This is a genomic window from Paenibacillus sp. FSL F4-0100, assembly GCF_037993005.1.
Classification (GTDB): Bacteria; Bacillota; Bacilli; order Paenibacillales; family Paenibacillaceae; genus Paenibacillus_AQ.
The window spans coordinates 5,471,342-5,486,961 of record NZ_CP150303.1; the positions used below are offsets into that span (position 1 = coordinate 5,471,342).

General features: G+C 46.5%; 19 protein-coding genes. 6 read left to right on the top strand and 13 right to left on the bottom strand.

Annotated features, from left to right (window positions below; genetic code table 11):
- Nucleotides 1-4: 4 nt before the first annotated feature.
- From MHH48_RS24725 to MHH48_RS24735, 3 genes are read right to left on the bottom strand one after another with little or no spacing between them, the layout of a single operon-like run.
- Entirely contained in the window at nucleotides 5-559 is a 555-nt protein-coding gene (locus tag MHH48_RS24725) for a GNAT family N-acetyltransferase (RefSeq protein ID WP_076325845.1), read from the bottom strand.
- 43 nt (nucleotides 560-602) lie between these two features.
- Nucleotides 603-1,715, bottom strand: a complete 1,113-nt coding sequence (locus tag MHH48_RS24730) for a HAMP domain-containing sensor histidine kinase (protein ID WP_076325844.1) — start codon at nucleotides 1,713-1,715, stop codon at nucleotides 603-605.
- Entirely contained in the window at nucleotides 1,706-2,425 is a 720-nt protein-coding gene (locus tag MHH48_RS24735) for a response regulator transcription factor (RefSeq protein WP_076325843.1), read from the bottom strand. The genes MHH48_RS24730 and MHH48_RS24735 overlap by 10 nt, the downstream gene beginning before the upstream one ends.
- A gap of 180 nt (nucleotides 2,426-2,605) precedes the next feature.
- Between MHH48_RS24735 and MHH48_RS24740 the strand changes: the two genes are divergently transcribed.
- The 6 genes from MHH48_RS24740 (at nucleotide 2,606) to MHH48_RS24765 (ending at nucleotide 7,702) form a co-directional block, all read left to right on the top strand.
- Nucleotides 2,606-3,337, top strand: a complete 732-nt coding sequence (locus MHH48_RS24740; protein ID WP_076325842.1) for an ABC transporter ATP-binding protein — start codon at nucleotides 2,606-2,608, stop codon at nucleotides 3,335-3,337.
- Nucleotides 3,330-4,034 (top strand): ABC transporter permease, encoded by a 705-nt coding sequence (locus MHH48_RS24745; RefSeq protein WP_076325841.1) that lies wholly within the window; start codon nucleotides 3,330-3,332, stop codon nucleotides 4,032-4,034. Before MHH48_RS24740 ends, MHH48_RS24745 begins: the two co-directional genes overlap by 8 nt.
- A gap of 32 nt (nucleotides 4,035-4,066) precedes the next feature.
- A complete protein-coding gene (locus tag MHH48_RS24750) occupies nucleotides 4,067-4,936 on the top strand; it encodes a DUF4097 family beta strand repeat-containing protein (RefSeq protein ID WP_076325840.1) in 870 nt (289 codons plus the stop codon).
- A 250-nt stretch (nucleotides 4,937-5,186) separates the two neighbouring features.
- On the top strand, nucleotides 5,187-6,578 hold the full coding sequence (locus MHH48_RS24755; protein WP_076325839.1) for a hypothetical protein: 1,392 nt from the start codon (nucleotides 5,187-5,189) through the stop codon (nucleotides 6,576-6,578).
- Nucleotides 6,579-6,761: 183 nt separating this feature from the next.
- Nucleotides 6,762-7,259 carry a DinB family protein gene (locus MHH48_RS24760; RefSeq protein WP_076325838.1) on the top strand — a complete coding sequence of 166 codons (498 nt, stop codon included), beginning with the start codon at nucleotides 6,762-6,764 and terminating at the stop codon, nucleotides 7,257-7,259.
- 2 nt (nucleotides 7,260-7,261) lie between these two features.
- Complete coding sequence (locus tag MHH48_RS24765) at nucleotides 7,262-7,702, top strand: hypothetical protein (protein WP_076325837.1); 441 nt, start codon at nucleotides 7,262-7,264, stop codon at nucleotides 7,700-7,702.
- 210 nt (nucleotides 7,703-7,912) lie between these two features.
- On the opposite strand, the gene MHH48_RS24770 is transcribed toward MHH48_RS24765, so the two are convergent.
- The 10 genes from MHH48_RS24770 to MHH48_RS24815 form a co-directional block, all read right to left on the bottom strand.
- On the bottom strand, nucleotides 7,913-8,698 hold the full coding sequence (locus MHH48_RS24770; protein WP_256720807.1) for a hypothetical protein: 786 nt from the start codon (nucleotides 8,696-8,698) through the stop codon (nucleotides 7,913-7,915).
- 277 nt (nucleotides 8,699-8,975) lie between these two features.
- Nucleotides 8,976-9,257, bottom strand: a complete 282-nt coding sequence (locus tag MHH48_RS24775; protein ID WP_256720806.1) for an aminopeptidase — start codon at nucleotides 9,255-9,257, stop codon at nucleotides 8,976-8,978.
- Between the two features lie 137 nt (nucleotides 9,258-9,394).
- A complete protein-coding gene (eutH, locus tag MHH48_RS24780) occupies nucleotides 9,395-10,501 on the bottom strand; it encodes an ethanolamine utilization protein EutH (protein ID WP_076325834.1) in 1,107 nt (368 codons plus the stop codon).
- A gap of 76 nt (nucleotides 10,502-10,577) precedes the next feature.
- On the bottom strand, nucleotides 10,578-11,123 hold the full coding sequence (locus tag MHH48_RS24785) for a BMC domain-containing protein (protein ID WP_076325833.1): 546 nt from the start codon (nucleotides 11,121-11,123) through the stop codon (nucleotides 10,578-10,580).
- Nucleotides 11,116-11,391: a EutN/CcmL family microcompartment protein gene (locus MHH48_RS24790; protein WP_076325832.1), complete on the bottom strand. Its 276-nt coding sequence runs from the start codon at nucleotides 11,389-11,391 to the stop codon at nucleotides 11,116-11,118. The genes MHH48_RS24785 and MHH48_RS24790 overlap by 8 nt, the downstream gene beginning before the upstream one ends.
- A gap of 16 nt (nucleotides 11,392-11,407) precedes the next feature.
- The gene (locus tag MHH48_RS24795; protein WP_076325831.1) at nucleotides 11,408-12,103 is read right to left on the bottom strand and encodes an ethanolamine utilization protein; all 696 of its coding nucleotides are present in this window, start codon (nucleotides 12,101-12,103) and stop codon (nucleotides 11,408-11,410) included.
- 27 nt (nucleotides 12,104-12,130) lie between these two features.
- Nucleotides 12,131-12,757: an ethanolamine utilization phosphate acetyltransferase EutD gene (gene eutD / locus MHH48_RS24800; RefSeq protein ID WP_076325830.1), complete on the bottom strand. Its 627-nt coding sequence runs from the start codon at nucleotides 12,755-12,757 to the stop codon at nucleotides 12,131-12,133.
- Nucleotides 12,758-12,770: 13 nt separating this feature from the next.
- Nucleotides 12,771-13,601 carry a cobalamin adenosyltransferase gene (locus MHH48_RS24805; RefSeq protein ID WP_076325829.1) on the bottom strand — a complete coding sequence of 277 codons (831 nt, stop codon included), beginning with the start codon at nucleotides 13,599-13,601 and terminating at the stop codon, nucleotides 12,771-12,773.
- A gap of 155 nt (nucleotides 13,602-13,756) precedes the next feature.
- Nucleotides 13,757-14,047 carry a BMC domain-containing protein gene (locus MHH48_RS24810; protein WP_076325828.1) on the bottom strand — a complete coding sequence of 97 codons (291 nt, stop codon included), beginning with the start codon at nucleotides 14,045-14,047 and terminating at the stop codon, nucleotides 13,757-13,759.
- 91 nt (nucleotides 14,048-14,138) lie between these two features.
- Complete coding sequence (locus MHH48_RS24815) at nucleotides 14,139-15,608, bottom strand: acetaldehyde dehydrogenase (acetylating) (RefSeq protein WP_076325827.1); 1,470 nt, start codon at nucleotides 15,606-15,608, stop codon at nucleotides 14,139-14,141.
- Nucleotides 15,609-15,620 lie beyond the last annotated feature (12 nt).

Here is a 15,620-nt window from a genome sequence, read left to right on the forward strand (position 1 = left end):
TTCATTAGCTGTTCTCCGAAATATATCCATCCCTTAAAAGGCCATAATACACGAGGTCTTCATATTGGTTCCATTTCCTCACATGCTGTCTTAAACGACCTTCATATTTCATTCCTAACTTTTCCATGACTTTACCCGATGCAGGGTTTTTCCCCAGATAACGGGCAAATATACGGTTCAATTTCATTTCGTCAAACGCATACCGTACGATACCTTTTGCCGCTTCCGTACAATATCCATTGTTCTTATACTGTCTCCCAATCCAATATGCAAGTTCACCATGATCAAAATTCCTATTACATCCAATACAGATAGCGCCTATTACATGCTGTTCTTCTTTATGTACGATAGCTAGTTCCAGTGATCGGTCTTCATTAAAGTTATGAGCATGTGTTTCTATCCATTGTTCTGCCATCCCATCCTCATACGGATGCGGGATATATAATGTTGTTTCCGCAATATATGGATCCCCTGCTAATTGTTGAACGACTTTGGCATCATCTAGACGGAAAGGCCGTAATGTCAATCTTTCCAATTGAATGGTCGGCAGTTTCTTCAAATGGTTCTCCCCCTTAGTTCCATGAATACTCCTCTGTTCCCTGTCAACCAAGAGAAGACAGACCCTTTTTCGGCAATCGAATCGTGAACGAAGTTCCTTGTGAAGGCTCACTTTCTACACTAATTGTGCCGTCATGAACCTGAACCAGCTTGTAGACAATCGCCATTCCGAGTCCCGTGCCCTCAGAGGTAGAATCCGTGGTCGTGCCCCGGTAATATTGCTGGAATAGGTGCTCCACCATATGGGCCGGCATCCCTACGCCATTGTCCTTGATGCGGATTACAGCATGCTCTCCTGTGTCCGCAATCTGTACATATATATTCGTATGTTCAGGATTGTGGAGGATGGAGTTCATCATCATATTTTGCAGGATGCGCTGCATGAATTTCAAATCAAAATCAACATAAATGGCAGGTGGATCCGCTTGAAAATGCAAATGATAGCTGCTCGCTTGCGGACTATTGCTGATATCGGCAACTACCCGTTTTGTAAATTCGACGATATCTTGATTCGTCTTCTGTAATGGCAAAGCGCCGTCAGCGCGATTGAGCTGTGTGACGAGGCTTAAATCTTGAATCAATTCCTCCATATGCTTTCCTTTGTCGTCCATTTCCCGAATGAAAGAGATCGCCTCTTCTTTCGACCACTCGTACTGCTCATTCAATAAAAGCGCTGAGTAGCCTTTGATATAGGTTAACGGTGTTTTCAAATCATGAGAAATCCCCGCAATCCATTCCTGCTTGGCTTCTTCGATTTGGCTCCTCTCGATTTCGTTCGCTTGCAGTTTGACTCTCAAGGATTGAAGATACTCAAGCACCTCCTGATACAGGCGGAACCGCATGCGAAGTTTCCCTTTACGGGTATATATTTGAGGCAAATCGTTAGGTTGCTCATAGTTGTCCTGCGAGAGTCGATGAATCCAGGCCATGATGAATCCGATCGGTCCGCCAAAATACCATCCAAACAAGACGATGCACAGCAGCGTACTCGCACCAAAGATCCATCCGACAAACAGTCCTTCATCATCTAGACTGACATGGATACCGAGCAAGGGAAGAAGGCCTTCAAGGATAATAACAACGAGTACACCCGTGCCAAGCATCCATAGAATAAGTCCTAATGCCAAATGAATCGTAAATCGAGTTTTTATTCGCATGACAGCGCCTCAGTCGGGGGGATGAATTTATAACCGATTCCCCGCAAATTCACGATGATTTTTGGTTTTCGGGTATCATCGCCGAGTTTTTTTCGCAGCTTGGCGATATGGATCGTGACCGTTTTTTCTTCCCCGTACACATCATTTCCCCATACCAATTCGTAAAGCTGAGCCGTCGTGAAGATATGATTCGGATGTTTACAAAAGAAATGCAGCAGCTCCAGCTCCTTCGCCGTGCATTCTACAGGTTGACGCTTCACGGTTAACGTTGCCGATTCCGGATGAAAAGAGAAGTAGCCGTAATCGAACGCCGTGTTTTGTTGATGAGCATTCTCCATAAACCTTTGCCGGCGAAGGATCGCCTTGATTCGGGCAATGACCTCCAGTGGATTAAACGGCTTGGTAATATAATCGTCCCCGCCGATCCCTAGACCCGTTAATTTGTCGAAGTCGGTGGAGCGTGCGCTAATAAAAATAATCGGTGCATTCGTATGTTTCCGAATCTCCGCACATAGTTCAAAACCGCTTAGATCCGGGAGCATAATATCGAGCAAAATCATATCATATGCCTTCTCTTTGATCCGCTGCAGCGCGCCTTTGCCCGATGATGCGGTGTCGATATGCGTAAAATTCTCTTTGCGAAGCGTGATCTCCAATAACTTCAAAATACCGATTTCATCATCGACAGCTAGTATGGATGCAGATTCCATTGCGATTTTCCCCTCACTTCAAGCTTTATCCTGTGTATTCACTTTTCTATCTTACTCTATTTACAAGATCCCGAGTTTACTCTAGTCAAAATGTTACGAGCTTTTTCCATTGTGTTTACTTTATTTTTACTTTCGTTCCCTAAGCTTAGTGTAGCACATCATTAAGGGAGGAAATGACAAGTGAACGCCGCCATTCAAATCAATCAAGTAAGCAAGGCATTCAAGGGCACGGAAACCATTACAAACGTCAATATGAGTATCAGCAGAGGAGAAATTTACGGATTTTTAGGTCCGAATGGAGCCGGTAAAACAACCATTATGAAAATGATCTTAAATCTGGTAAAACCATCTTCCGGTGATATCCAAGTATTCGATCAGTTGGTTCTGCCAACATCGGTTCAATACTTAAAAAGAATCGGCAGCATCATTGAATACCCCGTGTTTTACGACCGGCTGACTGCGGAGGCCAATTTGGAGTTTCATTGTAGATACATGGACTATCGCGATAAGACAGCGCTCAAGGAAGCGCTGGAGATCGTAGGTCTTCAGGGTGTGGGGAAGAAAAAAATCCATGAATTCTCTTTAGGGATGAAGCAGCGATTAGGGATTGCGCGCGCGATTGTTACGAAACCCGATATTCTTATTCTGGATGAACCTATCAATGGGCTTGACCCGATCGGGATTAAGGAAATGCGGGAGCTTTTCTTGCATTTAAAGGAGAGATACGGAACGACCATTTTAATTTCGAGTCATATCGTGTCCGAAATCGAATCGATCGCCGATACGATTGGCATTATTCATCAGGGAAAACTATTAAATGAAGTCAAGATGAATGATATTCGAAGACAACATGCCGGATCATTAGAAGAGTACTTCATCAATCTCATTCATGGAGGCAAACGCTATGCTTAAACTTATACAGCTGGAATGGCAAAAAAGTAACATATCCCGTTATTTTAAAGGATTGGCCGTTTGTATCGTGGCTATTTTCTCCGCCGCTGCATTGATGTCCCAGGGCCCTAGCGGTGATAGTGAACCGCTGTTTCAAAATTATACTGAATTCATTACTTTAACGGATATTTTAATGCGCATCACTTATATCATTTTCGCGAGCGTTATTTTATCACGTTTAGTGATTGAGGAATACAAGAGCAACATGATCCAAGTGTTATTTACCTACCCCTTGCAGCGAAAAAAAATCATTCAAGCCAAGTTGTCGATTGTGTTTGGATTTAGCTTCTTCAGCATCATCGTCTCTACGTTTGTGATCAATTTGTTAGTGTACTTCTTGAATCCGATTATCGGTTTATTCGAAGACCCGGTGCATATTGGTGACATGACGGCTACCCTTTCAGCAACGTTGATCCATGCATTTATGATAGCTGGAATCAGCCTGATTCCTTTATCTTTTGGCATGCGAAAAAAATCGACGTCTTCCACGATTACCTCGGCTGTCGTCATTGGATTCGTGATTAACGCAACGGTGTCTGACGGGGGAAGCTCGACCAGTCTGTTTCATTTCATCGCCATCCCGATTGCTCTCTGTCTGCTTGGCCTTATCCTTGGCTATCTTTCTTTTCATAAAGTAGATCGAACCGATGTAGCTTAAAATTTCACCGTATATGAATGGAGGACTAGAGCATGAGGAAAATCATAACCACTTCGCTTGTTTTGCTTACCGTTGGCGGGTTAGTTATGGGCTGCCAAGGCGTAGGGAAATCAACAAGTTATAACCATGAATCTTCCTACGAAGCTAACCGCATTGAAGAAATTGAAGTCAACAACGAATCTTGGGACATTGAATTCAAGCGTTCCGATTCCCCGAACATCACCATCGCTTGCGAAGGCAAGCGGCAGAACAATAAGAGCGACCCTGTAACGATTAACCATGACGGGAATAAAATTGTCGTTACCCAGGAAGACCAGGGTAGTGCCATGGCAGGGTTCACTTTTAGCAAAAAAGGGACGATTTATATCTCGATTCCCGACCGTGAAGTCGATACGATTACATTGAACAATAATGCAGGTGACATCAAGATGAAGAATGTAGTGGCGCAAAACATTGTCATCGCCAACAATGCGGGGTCTGAGAACATCGAAGGACTTTCAGCAGAAAAGGGTGTGTTTACTTCCAAAGACGGGGATATCAAATTGAAAGACAGCTCGCTAAACGAATTAACGGTAACCACAGGCAGCGGCGCCAGCTATATGACAGACGTGACCAGCCCCGTGATGAACATCACTTCAACCTATGGGGAAGTATCCGTCAAAGAGATCGAAGAGGGAACGTTGCTGCGAGTAGAAACACAATCGGGAGATATCGCCGTATCTTATAAAACACCTCCTGCTTCGTTAAAGCTTACCGCAAGCAGCGACTCATCGGATATAAGCGTTGGTTTAGATGGCTTCAAGGTAAAACAGAGCACGGAAAAATTAATCAAAGGCACGATTGGGGATGCATCCAATTCAATGGAGCTTATCAGCCGTGTCGGAACGATTGCTGTAAAATAGCTGAAGGAATACGGCTAGCAATATCATTTTGTCGTCAACCCTTAATAACGCAGAAATCCCCCACGCTACCTCCGGTTGCAAGGTCAACTGAGTATATCCATAGCTTTATCATATTGTTGTGTCAGAGCCCTCCATGCTACAATATCGTTAAAAAACTGGCTGCGCAAACATTCGGCCTATATTAGAAGAGAATCATGACCAGTATTTCGACTTTTATTTCTATAGCTTCAAGTAAAGGAGAACAATCGGCATGATTACTGTGCAGCTTATTTATTTCGGACTCATGTTTTGGTTCGGCTTATATATAGTTAGCCGAGATGCAAGAAACGTTCGGCTATTGCTGGCCGGTCTTGGCGTAATTGTTTGCTCGTTCGGTGTTGGGGCAGCCGTATTGATGCCTTACAGCCTAGAGCCTCATCGCATCGCACTGCCACTTAGCAAGATACAAGATATCTCCTCCTATCTGCCTTTGGTTTTGTGGCAAGGTGCCGTTCTATCCACTGTCGCGGGAAAAGAAGATAAACGGAACGCATTATGGACGTTATGGAAGTATGGTTTAATAGGGCTGGCGCTGGGCAGCGTGATTTGGCTGGCCTTCGCTGTGAATCCTGACGAATTCGTTGTCTCCTATAAAGCTGCGTTATGTACATTTTTCATCCTGTTTATAGTGCTTTCCCTATGGGGAACATTGTCCGATAAGATAAAGCGGCCCCTTTCCTTCTATGTCTTCAGTTATGTGCCGCTTCTTATATTTGCCTGCATGACGGCTTTGGCCTTCTTTTATCCGAACGACGCATGGAACAAGGGAGTCATAATGGCACAAGGTACGGGAATGCTGGTGTTCAGCGCGTATACGATGATCAAAGAAATCAGGGAGCAAGGGGAATCCTGGCTGCCCGATTTGTTTCGGTCCCTCGATTACTCTGTCTTTTTTACGCTCATTTTTTCCGGTCAGGTTGCGCTTGTTATTTGGCTTGGAACGGGGACGGGTTTCGATTTTATTACACTGTTGTTATTGATGATCAGCATGATGGTTTCCATTGCATTCCAAGTGTTTGTGTATCCAATTCGGGCTTTGCTCGACAACTTCGCTTTAATGATGTTCCCGAAGCTGCGTCTGGAACGCTCCAAACTGCGTTTGGTCGAAAGCGTCCAGGCTCGTATTGATGAGGATGCGAAACCGGAGGAGATGGACGATGAGGAGCTCTACCGTCATATCCGGCGCGCAACTAGCAACTTGGGCAACCTGGAGCGTTTGGCGTCAAGCCCGCTCACGCAGTTGAAGCTGATTGACGAAAGGCTGCGGAAGCGAGGAGCGGTTGATGGTGTAATGGAACGGGCTAACGAGCTTAAATCTCTGCTTATCGAAAATATACTGCAAATAAAGCCGCGCCAGGATGAATCGTTTGGCACGACGGACGAATGGAAGTTTTACAATGCTTTGTACTTCCCTTACGTCGTCGGAATTAAGCCATATAGCGTACGTTATTCGGGTAATCAGCTGGATGCCCCTTCCCAAGATGCTTTGGCGTGGTTCCGTTCCTGCGTGCCCGAGCGCACCTGCTACAATTGGCAGAATGCTGGCGCGCGTCTTATAGCAACAAGTCTAAAGGAGAAAAACGCACTGATCAAGGCGCAATAACGATGACTTAGATGGCGGTTGTTTTCTTGGGTATATCCACCCAAAAAACAACCGCTTTTTATTGCTGACCGAAAAAAAAGCCATATTGGCACCAAATGGCAGTGAAAAGTATGGTTTTGGCAGTAGTTTGTGGGCTAATCTCGGGTTGTTAGAACATAGCCAAACCATTAGGAGGAATGTACAATGTCCCAAGCAAGCATCCAAACCGCAAAAACGGTGCATCAATTGGTGATCGGATCCATTCAAGCGATTCCGGAAGAAATCTACGATATTACTCCGGCAGGATTTAAGAATACCATTCGTTGGAACACCGGTCATATCGTGACTATGCTGAATTGGTTTCTCTCCGCAAGCCCGGCGTTAAATACGAAGCTGCCGGAAAACTATTCCGGCTTATTCATGACCGGAACGAAACCGTCGGACTGGACTGCCACGCCCCCATCGAAGGAGGAACTGATTCAATATTTATCCGTGCAGTACGACGATCTGTCCAAGGTAAACCCCGAGTCGTTGATAATACCTTTGAATCCACCGTTTGAAATGGGGCCGCTAAGGTTCGAAACGGCAGGCGAGCTGTTTAACTTCGCATTCATCCACGAAGCAATGCACTTGGGGATCATTTCTTCGCTTGTGAAAACTGTACAAGCGGACAATGAAGCGTGCTTAAATGAAAGGGGATAAATATGAAACCAAATGAAGCTATAACGCCTACAGGAGAAACTTTCATCCGCAAAGTTCTGGTGATAAATTCCGTTTCGTCCGGAGCATGCGGGTTGCTATTGTTATTATTTCCCGGGTATGTTGCTGAATGGACTGGATTAGACAGTAGAACCGGCTTGGTCTCAACTGGTGTTTTCCTGCTCGTATTCGTCGCATTTCTCGTATGGACCGCATCCAGGAGCATTGTTTCTCCAGGGGCCGTGCTTGTTATTACAGTGCTCGACTTCCTCTGGGTCGTCGGCAGTGCGCTTCTGCTGGCGGATAAAGGAACTACAGTGACGATGACCGTTTTCGGCGTTTGGGCGGTTATTCTGGTCACCGCAGTCGTCGGCGTATTCGGGATTTTCGAGGCAATATATTGCTGGCGCAACCGTGCTTTTGGAAGAGATCAAACGATCCGGTAAATGGCGCGGCCTGTCGGATTTCTTCTTCGACTAGTGCTTTACAGCAAAGAGCCTTTGTCTTGCACGGGCTCTTTGCTCTTGGTAATGAGATTGGCTTATTCAGAGTGCGTAAAGATATTCGCTGTCACCGCTTAGCTACAACAAGTGAATTAACGAGCTTCCGTTCATCATTTGGAAGCTGGGTACATCCGCATTATTCGAAATAAACACTTATTTCGATAGCTTGGCATCTGCAGCATGAATTGTACTCCTAATATTCCCCTCCCATTCAAATATCTTCTTCTGTAAAGCATGAATCTGGTTAGCATCATCAACGATCCGTTTCAATTCTGCAGCAGCCTTCACAGCATCTCCCTCCTTGACAGCTGCTTTATAACGTTTATTCACTTCATTTTTATCTTTATTGAAGTCTGTTATTTTTTTGTTCTCGGCTGTGATTTGTTTCTTTAGCGTTTGCACCGGTAATAAAGCATCTTTGACGATTTTGGCTTTTGCGGCAGCCTGCTTCTTCGCAGCTGTTAGAGCATCCTTTTTCAATTTGATCTCCTGTCGCGCTGCATTAGCAGAAGCCTTTATATGGTTTCGCTTGAGATCATACAGAAGAGCGGACTTTCGATCTTTGCGTTTCCTTGCTTCCGTCGCTTTCTTGCCGAGATCAGTATATTCCGCAAGCATAGGAGCGTATTTTTTCTGAGTCTGGTCTGCTTCTGTCTTTAACTTGTCGAGCTTTACCTTGTCAATGAGCTGTACTTTCGAATTAATTTCTTTAAGTTTGTCATTGTTTTGTTTGCGCAGCACCTGTATTTGCTGCTTATCCTGTTTATTGGCTAACTCCAATGCGGTAAAATTGTCATACAACTGGTCAATGCTTGTTAACGCAGCATCCCACCCAGTATTTGAAGCCTCTGCATAAAGCGGTCTGGCCACAAGCAGGAAAAACATGATTAGAACGACTAGACTGTTTATATAGCGGTTTTTTCTTCTTCGTTGCAACAAAACAATCATCTCCCTTATCCATATCATCCTCAAAGGAAGAGCAAAAAGCACCCCACAAGAAAGGCTTCATGGCCTGTCCTGCGAGGTGCTTCTCCCGCACTTCTTTCGATTTGATAATAGTATATATTTGATCTAATAATATGTCAATCATTTCCTGGAACATTCGTTCCCATTCCAACCTCGAAATCGTTTATTGATTTTTGCATAGATTTCTAATCTCATCAAAGTTCCCAAAACACTCTTATTATTTGTGTTGCCAAAGCCAATTTCTCCTGCTTCAAAGAAACTGGAGTTGATTCACTGGTAATGATTCCTCCATCGATTTGGCTTTCCACTCCGGATATTCCGAGAATACTTCTTCCGGTGCATGCAGGTATTTAATCTTGGGCAGTTGATCATCATTGTATTCCACATGAACATTATGGGCGCCTGCCTTGTAAACATGCAGAGTAATCAACCGGATCAGGTCAGCTGCCGCGATCGGTCCCATCACCACAACCGTCTGGCCGGGCTGTACATTCACACCTACCTTGACGGCGAGCTCCGCATAATTTTCCAATTGCTGCTTCAGTGATGCCACAATGCGGAATGAGAGTCTGATATCATAAAAAACCCACCTTTTTCAAGATGGGCTCAAACGAGAGGATTAGATAGAAACCTGCTTACGTAAAAATAATATTCTGAAAAAAAACGCTATTATGACTCCTGAAGTTCTTCCTTCGGTTCCGGAGCCATCTTCTTAGCCAAAAACAGGGCTACAATAACCGCCGTAATTCCGCCGACAAGCTTCCCGACAATCATTGGGAAAATCATTTCCTTCGCGACCCCGGCTGTAAAACCAAGATGATCGCCGAATACAAATGCGGCCGACACGGCAAATGCGACGTTGATGACCTTGCCCCGCGCATCCATGTCTTTCATCATGCCAAACATGGGTATGACGTTAGCAAGCGTCGCAACCAGCCCGGCTGCCGCAATCTCATTCATGCCGAGCAACTTGCCCAGCTTCATAAGCGGTTTATTAAATACTTTCGTAATTACAAATACCATCGCAAAAGCGCCGGCGAGTACAATAGCAATATCGCCAACGATCTTGATTCCGTCTTCAACCGGAGCAAGCCCCGGAATCAAGGTCATTCCCGTCAACTGCTGCGTGATGCCAGCTGCGAGTCCCAATGTCGCAACGATGACGATGAACTGCCCAAAAACCGTGAACCCTTTGATCATACCCTGCGGAAATTTCCACAATCCCAGCACGATAAGTACAGCAAACAAAATAATTGGAACCAGGTTGGACAAAATCATTGTGATCGAGTAACCGGCAACCAATCCGCCAATCAAGCAACCGAGCGGTATAGTTACGATACCGGCCAGCACGCCGGTAGCCAAAAATTTCTGGTCTTCTTTTTTAATAATGCCAAGTGCAACCGGAATGATGAATACAATCGTAGGGCCAAGCATAGCCCCCAGAATCGTTCCTGCGAATAATCCCGCTTCCGGACTCTGCGCGAGTTCCTGTGCCAGCGAGAAGCCGCCCATGTCGTTCGCCAGCAATGTAGTCGCAAACATGGCGGGGTCTGCTCCCAATGCGCTGTATATCGGAACGACGACCGGACTTAGCACTTTGGCCAGGACCGGAGACAGGCAGATGATCCCCACCATGGCGAGCGTAAGCGAACCCATGGCCATAATCCCTTCATCGAATTGATGTCCCAATCCGAACTTGTACCCAATGCACTTATCGATGGCACCGAGAATCATGAAAATAACCATGCCGTATATGATAATTTCATTAATCTCCACGTACATGCTCCCCCATTCTATCGCTATATGATCCAAAGCAAATGGTTTTCATTGACCATCGTGCCCTGAAAACTCCCTACCGGAAGTGTTGTATGATTTCTTCGGACGGGGAACGAAGCACCGCATGATGAATGATCCGCTTTGGATCCATGGAGGATACAAACACCTTCATCCCCTGCTCCACATCGCTGACACTTCCTGTGAACACGGCGAGAAACTTGCCCCCAATCGCCATGCCAAGATTCATTTTTTTCACATGAATGTCGCATTGCTTCAAAGCTTCATTTAATGCAAAAATGCCGGGAGACACCGTAGCCGTCTCCACAATGCCAAGCGCATTCACAGGCAGGGTGGAAGGACGGCGTTTCAATCCATCGATAATATCGGGATGTACGCCATGCAGTTCAAAGTCGCTGATCCGGAATTCGCCGGCTTCCACCTTGGCTGTCTCCATCGCTGCCTGTACGTCTGCGGTATCCCCGCTCATGACGATCAGAAACTTGCCCGGACAGATCGGCTTCATATGATGCACTTCAACAGGCGAAGTCTTCAGCATTTGGTCCGCTGTTTCGTAACCTTTACTAATGCTGCGCATCTCAACAACGCCTATTGCACTAATCATGTGTCACCTCGATCGAATCGACGATCCCCACGATGACCGCATCAACGGGTACGTCTCCATTGGCAAACGATGTTCGGGCCGCACTTCCGGTCGTTACCAATACCGTATCCCCTATGCCTGCCCCGGCATTATCCGCAGCGACAAAATATTCACGTGTGACGGGTTCTTTGGCATATGATAACGGTTTGACCACGAGGAAGGCCATCCCGTTCAGCTTATTATCCTTGCGGGTAGCCCACAGGCTTCCCATAACTTGTCCCATGATCATAAGTTCACCTCGCCCGTTATCTTCTACGTATCTGCATCTGCTGCATGCGTAAGTAATCCTGAGCAAGCGGCGTAATGATACTGTGCCGGTCTATCACGATCTCTGTCCGGTTCTGCAGACGGTGCTTTTTCACTTCCGCTTCGGTAATGACTTTGCGGCTCAATACTTCCGCATCATGCGGTGCATAAACGGATTCGGTATGAGGCTCAACCTGAGTCATATCCTTAAGCCGCCCTTCCTCCATACAAACCGGAAGCATTTCCGTTTCTTTGACCATCCGGATTCCGTAATCGCTCAGCTTGTCTGTAAATTCATCGTACATTTTGTACAACAAAATGGGGGCCGTTGACTTGTATTTGCGGTATAGCAATCCTTCCTCGAACGCAATCACCTTTCGTCCCTTCAGCAGCATCGTGAGCACGAACCGTTCACGCGGGCCTGCGCTTATGCCGTTCGCAAGGTGGGATAACAGCTGAATACATATTGTAGGAATAATCAGCACATCACAATCTCTGAGCGCCTCATCGTAATAACGCACCTCATAATATGGCTTCAGTTTATTTTCCAGTTCCGGCAACGGTTCCACAGTCAGTAGAACCGCTTGCTTTTTGGATACATCCGGCTTCTCCGTCTGTGCCAGTTCCAGCCGTTTCATCACCTCAGCCGTTACGGTTTCGATAATCGCTGCCCGATCCAGAGCTTCTATGTTCATTTTTTCACGCTCCTAAACCTGGATGCCCTACTTCAAAATTTTCCCCTTCGTACCTTTCGTAAAGCCGCATGCATTTGCTTCGTCGTAGTCAATATGCATGTAGGTCTCAAAGTTCGGGCTCACTCGAACCAGCACATCGTCAAAAATAAGCGGACGTTTGCCATACACTTTTACCTTCACGATTTCGCCGTTTTTTACGTTGTATTTCTCCGCATCCTCCGCTTTCACGTGAATATGGCGTTGTGCTGCGATTAATCCTCGATCGAGCCGAATCATATTGCTGCCCGAAGCGATGACGATTCCCGGGGTTCCTTCCAACTTACCGCTTTCTTTTACCGGAGCGGATATTCCGAGCACAACCGAATCTGTGAGCGATACCTCTACTTGCGATTCTTTGCGTTCCGGACCAAGCACGACGACATTATGCAAAGAGCCCTTGGGCCCGATCAGCGTCACGCGTTCTTTGCAAGCATATTGCCCCGGCTGGGAAAGATCCTTGGCTTTCGTCAGCTGATATCCCTTGCCGAACAAGGCATCGATCGTTTCCCGATTCAAATGCACATGTTTGCCGGATGCTTCGATTTCGAAACAGGTTTCATCCTGCACCCGCTTAACCACTTCATTAATGATGCTCTCTACCAGTTGGTTATCCACCTTAGTCACCTCATCAGTTGTACTCTCCAACACGGATGCGGAACATGATAATCCAGAACAAGGAAGACAGCCTGTTCAGTGATCGAATGATATCTTCACGTTCTACATCTCCGTGTTCCTTCTTGAAGGCTTGATAAGCCAGCAGTTCCGTCTCCCTCGTCAATGTGCGTAACGCATTTATGACAACAACCGCTTCGCCCATATCATAGCTGGGTTGAAAATGTTCCAGTCCAAAGTATTTCTTGGGAAAATGGGATTGCTCCCTGAGTTCCTTGGGGTTCAGCCCAAGCAAATGGAATTCTTCAATGCTTTCGCTAAGCACTTCGCACCGTACGATCCGCCTAACGAATTGCAAAATCTCTTCCAAATCGTTGACCAGCTTGGTCATATTCAGCCTGAAGCAGCTGATTTGCGCTTCCAATATTTTTGTTTCCAATGAGTCCAGCTTGCCGCGGAATAATATCCGTGGATGATCCTTAAAAACGAGCATATTTCCATACAAATGGGTCATATGCTCAGGCTTCGTTTCCAAAAATCCGCCGTACAGCGTCCGAAATCGCTTTTTCCCGCCGGTTGCTGGTTCAACATCCAGGTTGGTCGTCACTTGAAGCTTAACTTCGTTTTGCAGCATCGATTCTTGCGCTGGTGCCGGTACCGGTTCCTTTACCGTATCCTTATCCGTCTCAGAAGCTGTCACATACCGCAGTTCAATCTGATGATCGGTCAAAAAGCTTTTGGCTGATGGCGTCAGTATCGTTCCCGCAGCCGTCTCATAAACGGCAACATCCTTCAAATTCCGATTTCGAAAATACTTGCGCAGCTCGCTTTCCGTAATCACAGCCATGTTTTCACATCCTTCTAAGGCGAATGCGTGTTCATATTTCCTTACGCGATCGTCCGAACTGTTACAAGCCAGGATAAATCGCCATAGTCAGAAGTGGAATGCGGGCGAAGTGCCCGCATTCTGCTGTCTTCCTCGTCCGGCTTGTCAGAGTAGTTTTATTCTGCTTTTGTGGTTTTAGGCAGGATTGCGTCCACTTCAGCATGAGGTCTTGGAATCACGTGTACCGAAAGCAATTCGCCAACACGTTCTGCCGCAGCTGCGCCTGCGTCGGTAGCTGCCTTAACAGCGCCCACATCGCCGCGAACCATAACCGTTACGAGACCTGCACCGATTTGTTCTTTGCCGATCAGCGTAACATTTGCTGCTTTCACCATTGCGTCTGCTGCCTCGATTGCCCCTACCAAACCTTTTGTTTCCACCATTCCCAATGCGTTTGCGTTTGCCATGATAAAATTCCTCCTAATAATTTGTATTTATAATGAATTTTAGGGTTACCTATAATGGGTTGCTCGTCTTGCCGATGAAATCTACGAAAACTTACATTTTTTCAAGAATACGTGCCACAATCATGTCGATAAGTTGTTCTTTGTCTTCCGGAAGGCTGCATGCGGCTTTCGGCTGCGATTCTTCCTTTCGGTCCGCCAAATCTTCCATTTCTATTAGTCCATAGGCGATTCTGCGAATGTTAAGCAGATTAAGCGGACTGATGTTGTCGGATGTGGAGCTTCCGCCAACCGCACCGCAACCAAGCGTAAGCGCTGGTGCAAGTGCTGTCGTTGCGCCGATGCCGCCAAGCGTACCCGGTGTATTGACTAACAAACGGGACACCGGTTTTTTCAAAGCGAACTGGCGTACAATCTCTTCATTTTCGGAGTGAATGCACATCGTATGGCCTGCGCCTTCTCCATTCAGAATTTCGATGCAGCGTTCGCATGCAGCTTCCCAGCTACCCTCTGTGTAGAAAGCCAGAATTGGAGCCAATTTCTCTCGTGAATATGGAACATTGCGTCCCACGCGGGTTTCTTCGGCGATCAGCACGCGAGCTCTAGCAGGAATATTCAGATTCGCCAGTTTTGCGATATGATCTACGCTGCGTCCAACGATTTGCGGGTTCATGGTGCCATTGGCCCGCATAATGAATTTGCCAAGCTGATCGGCTTCCTCTGCGGAAAGGAAATAAGCTCCTTGCTTTTTGAATTCAGCCACAACCGCTTCCTTGCTGCATGCTTCGACGACAACGGATTGCTCCGAAGCGCAAATCGTGCCGTTATCGAAAGTTTTGGAGTCCATGATGCGTTTGACTGCAAGCGGAATATTCGCGCTCTTCTCGATAAAAGCAGGGCCGTTGCCTGGACCAACGCCGATTGCCGGCGTACCGGATGAATAAGCGGCTTTGACCATCGCCGTTCCGCCTGTTGCTAGAATCAAGGCGACATCGTTATGCTTCATCAATTGATCTGTTCCTTGAATTGTCGGAACCGTCATGACGCCAATGGCACCTTCTGGGCATCCTGCTTGCACAGCTGCCTCGTTAATGACCTTCACCGTTTCCAGAATACTCTTAAGCGCATTCGGATGCGGGGAAAACACGATACTGTTTCCTGCTTTAAGCGCAATGAGCGTTTTGTAGATAACCGTCGAAGTCGGGTTGGTGGATGGAATTAGACCGGCAATGACACCGACTGGGACAGCTACCTCCATCAACTTATTCTCTTTGTCATCTTTCAAGATGCCAACGGTGTTCATGTCCTTGATAGACTCGTAGACTTGCTGCGAAGCAAAAGCATTCTTGATGACCTTGTCCTGCCAGCGGCCGAAGCCAGTTTCCTCATTGGCCATCTTCGCCAGCTTCTCGCGATGGTTGTATCCGGCATCGGCAACCGCTTTGACGATCGCGTCGATTTGCTCTTGCGTCATGGCGGCGAGCTTAACTTGCGCTTCCTTGGCTTTGTTGATCAGATCACGGACTTCTTGAATGGATCTCAGGTCTTTATCCAATGTTTCCATCAATATTCCTTC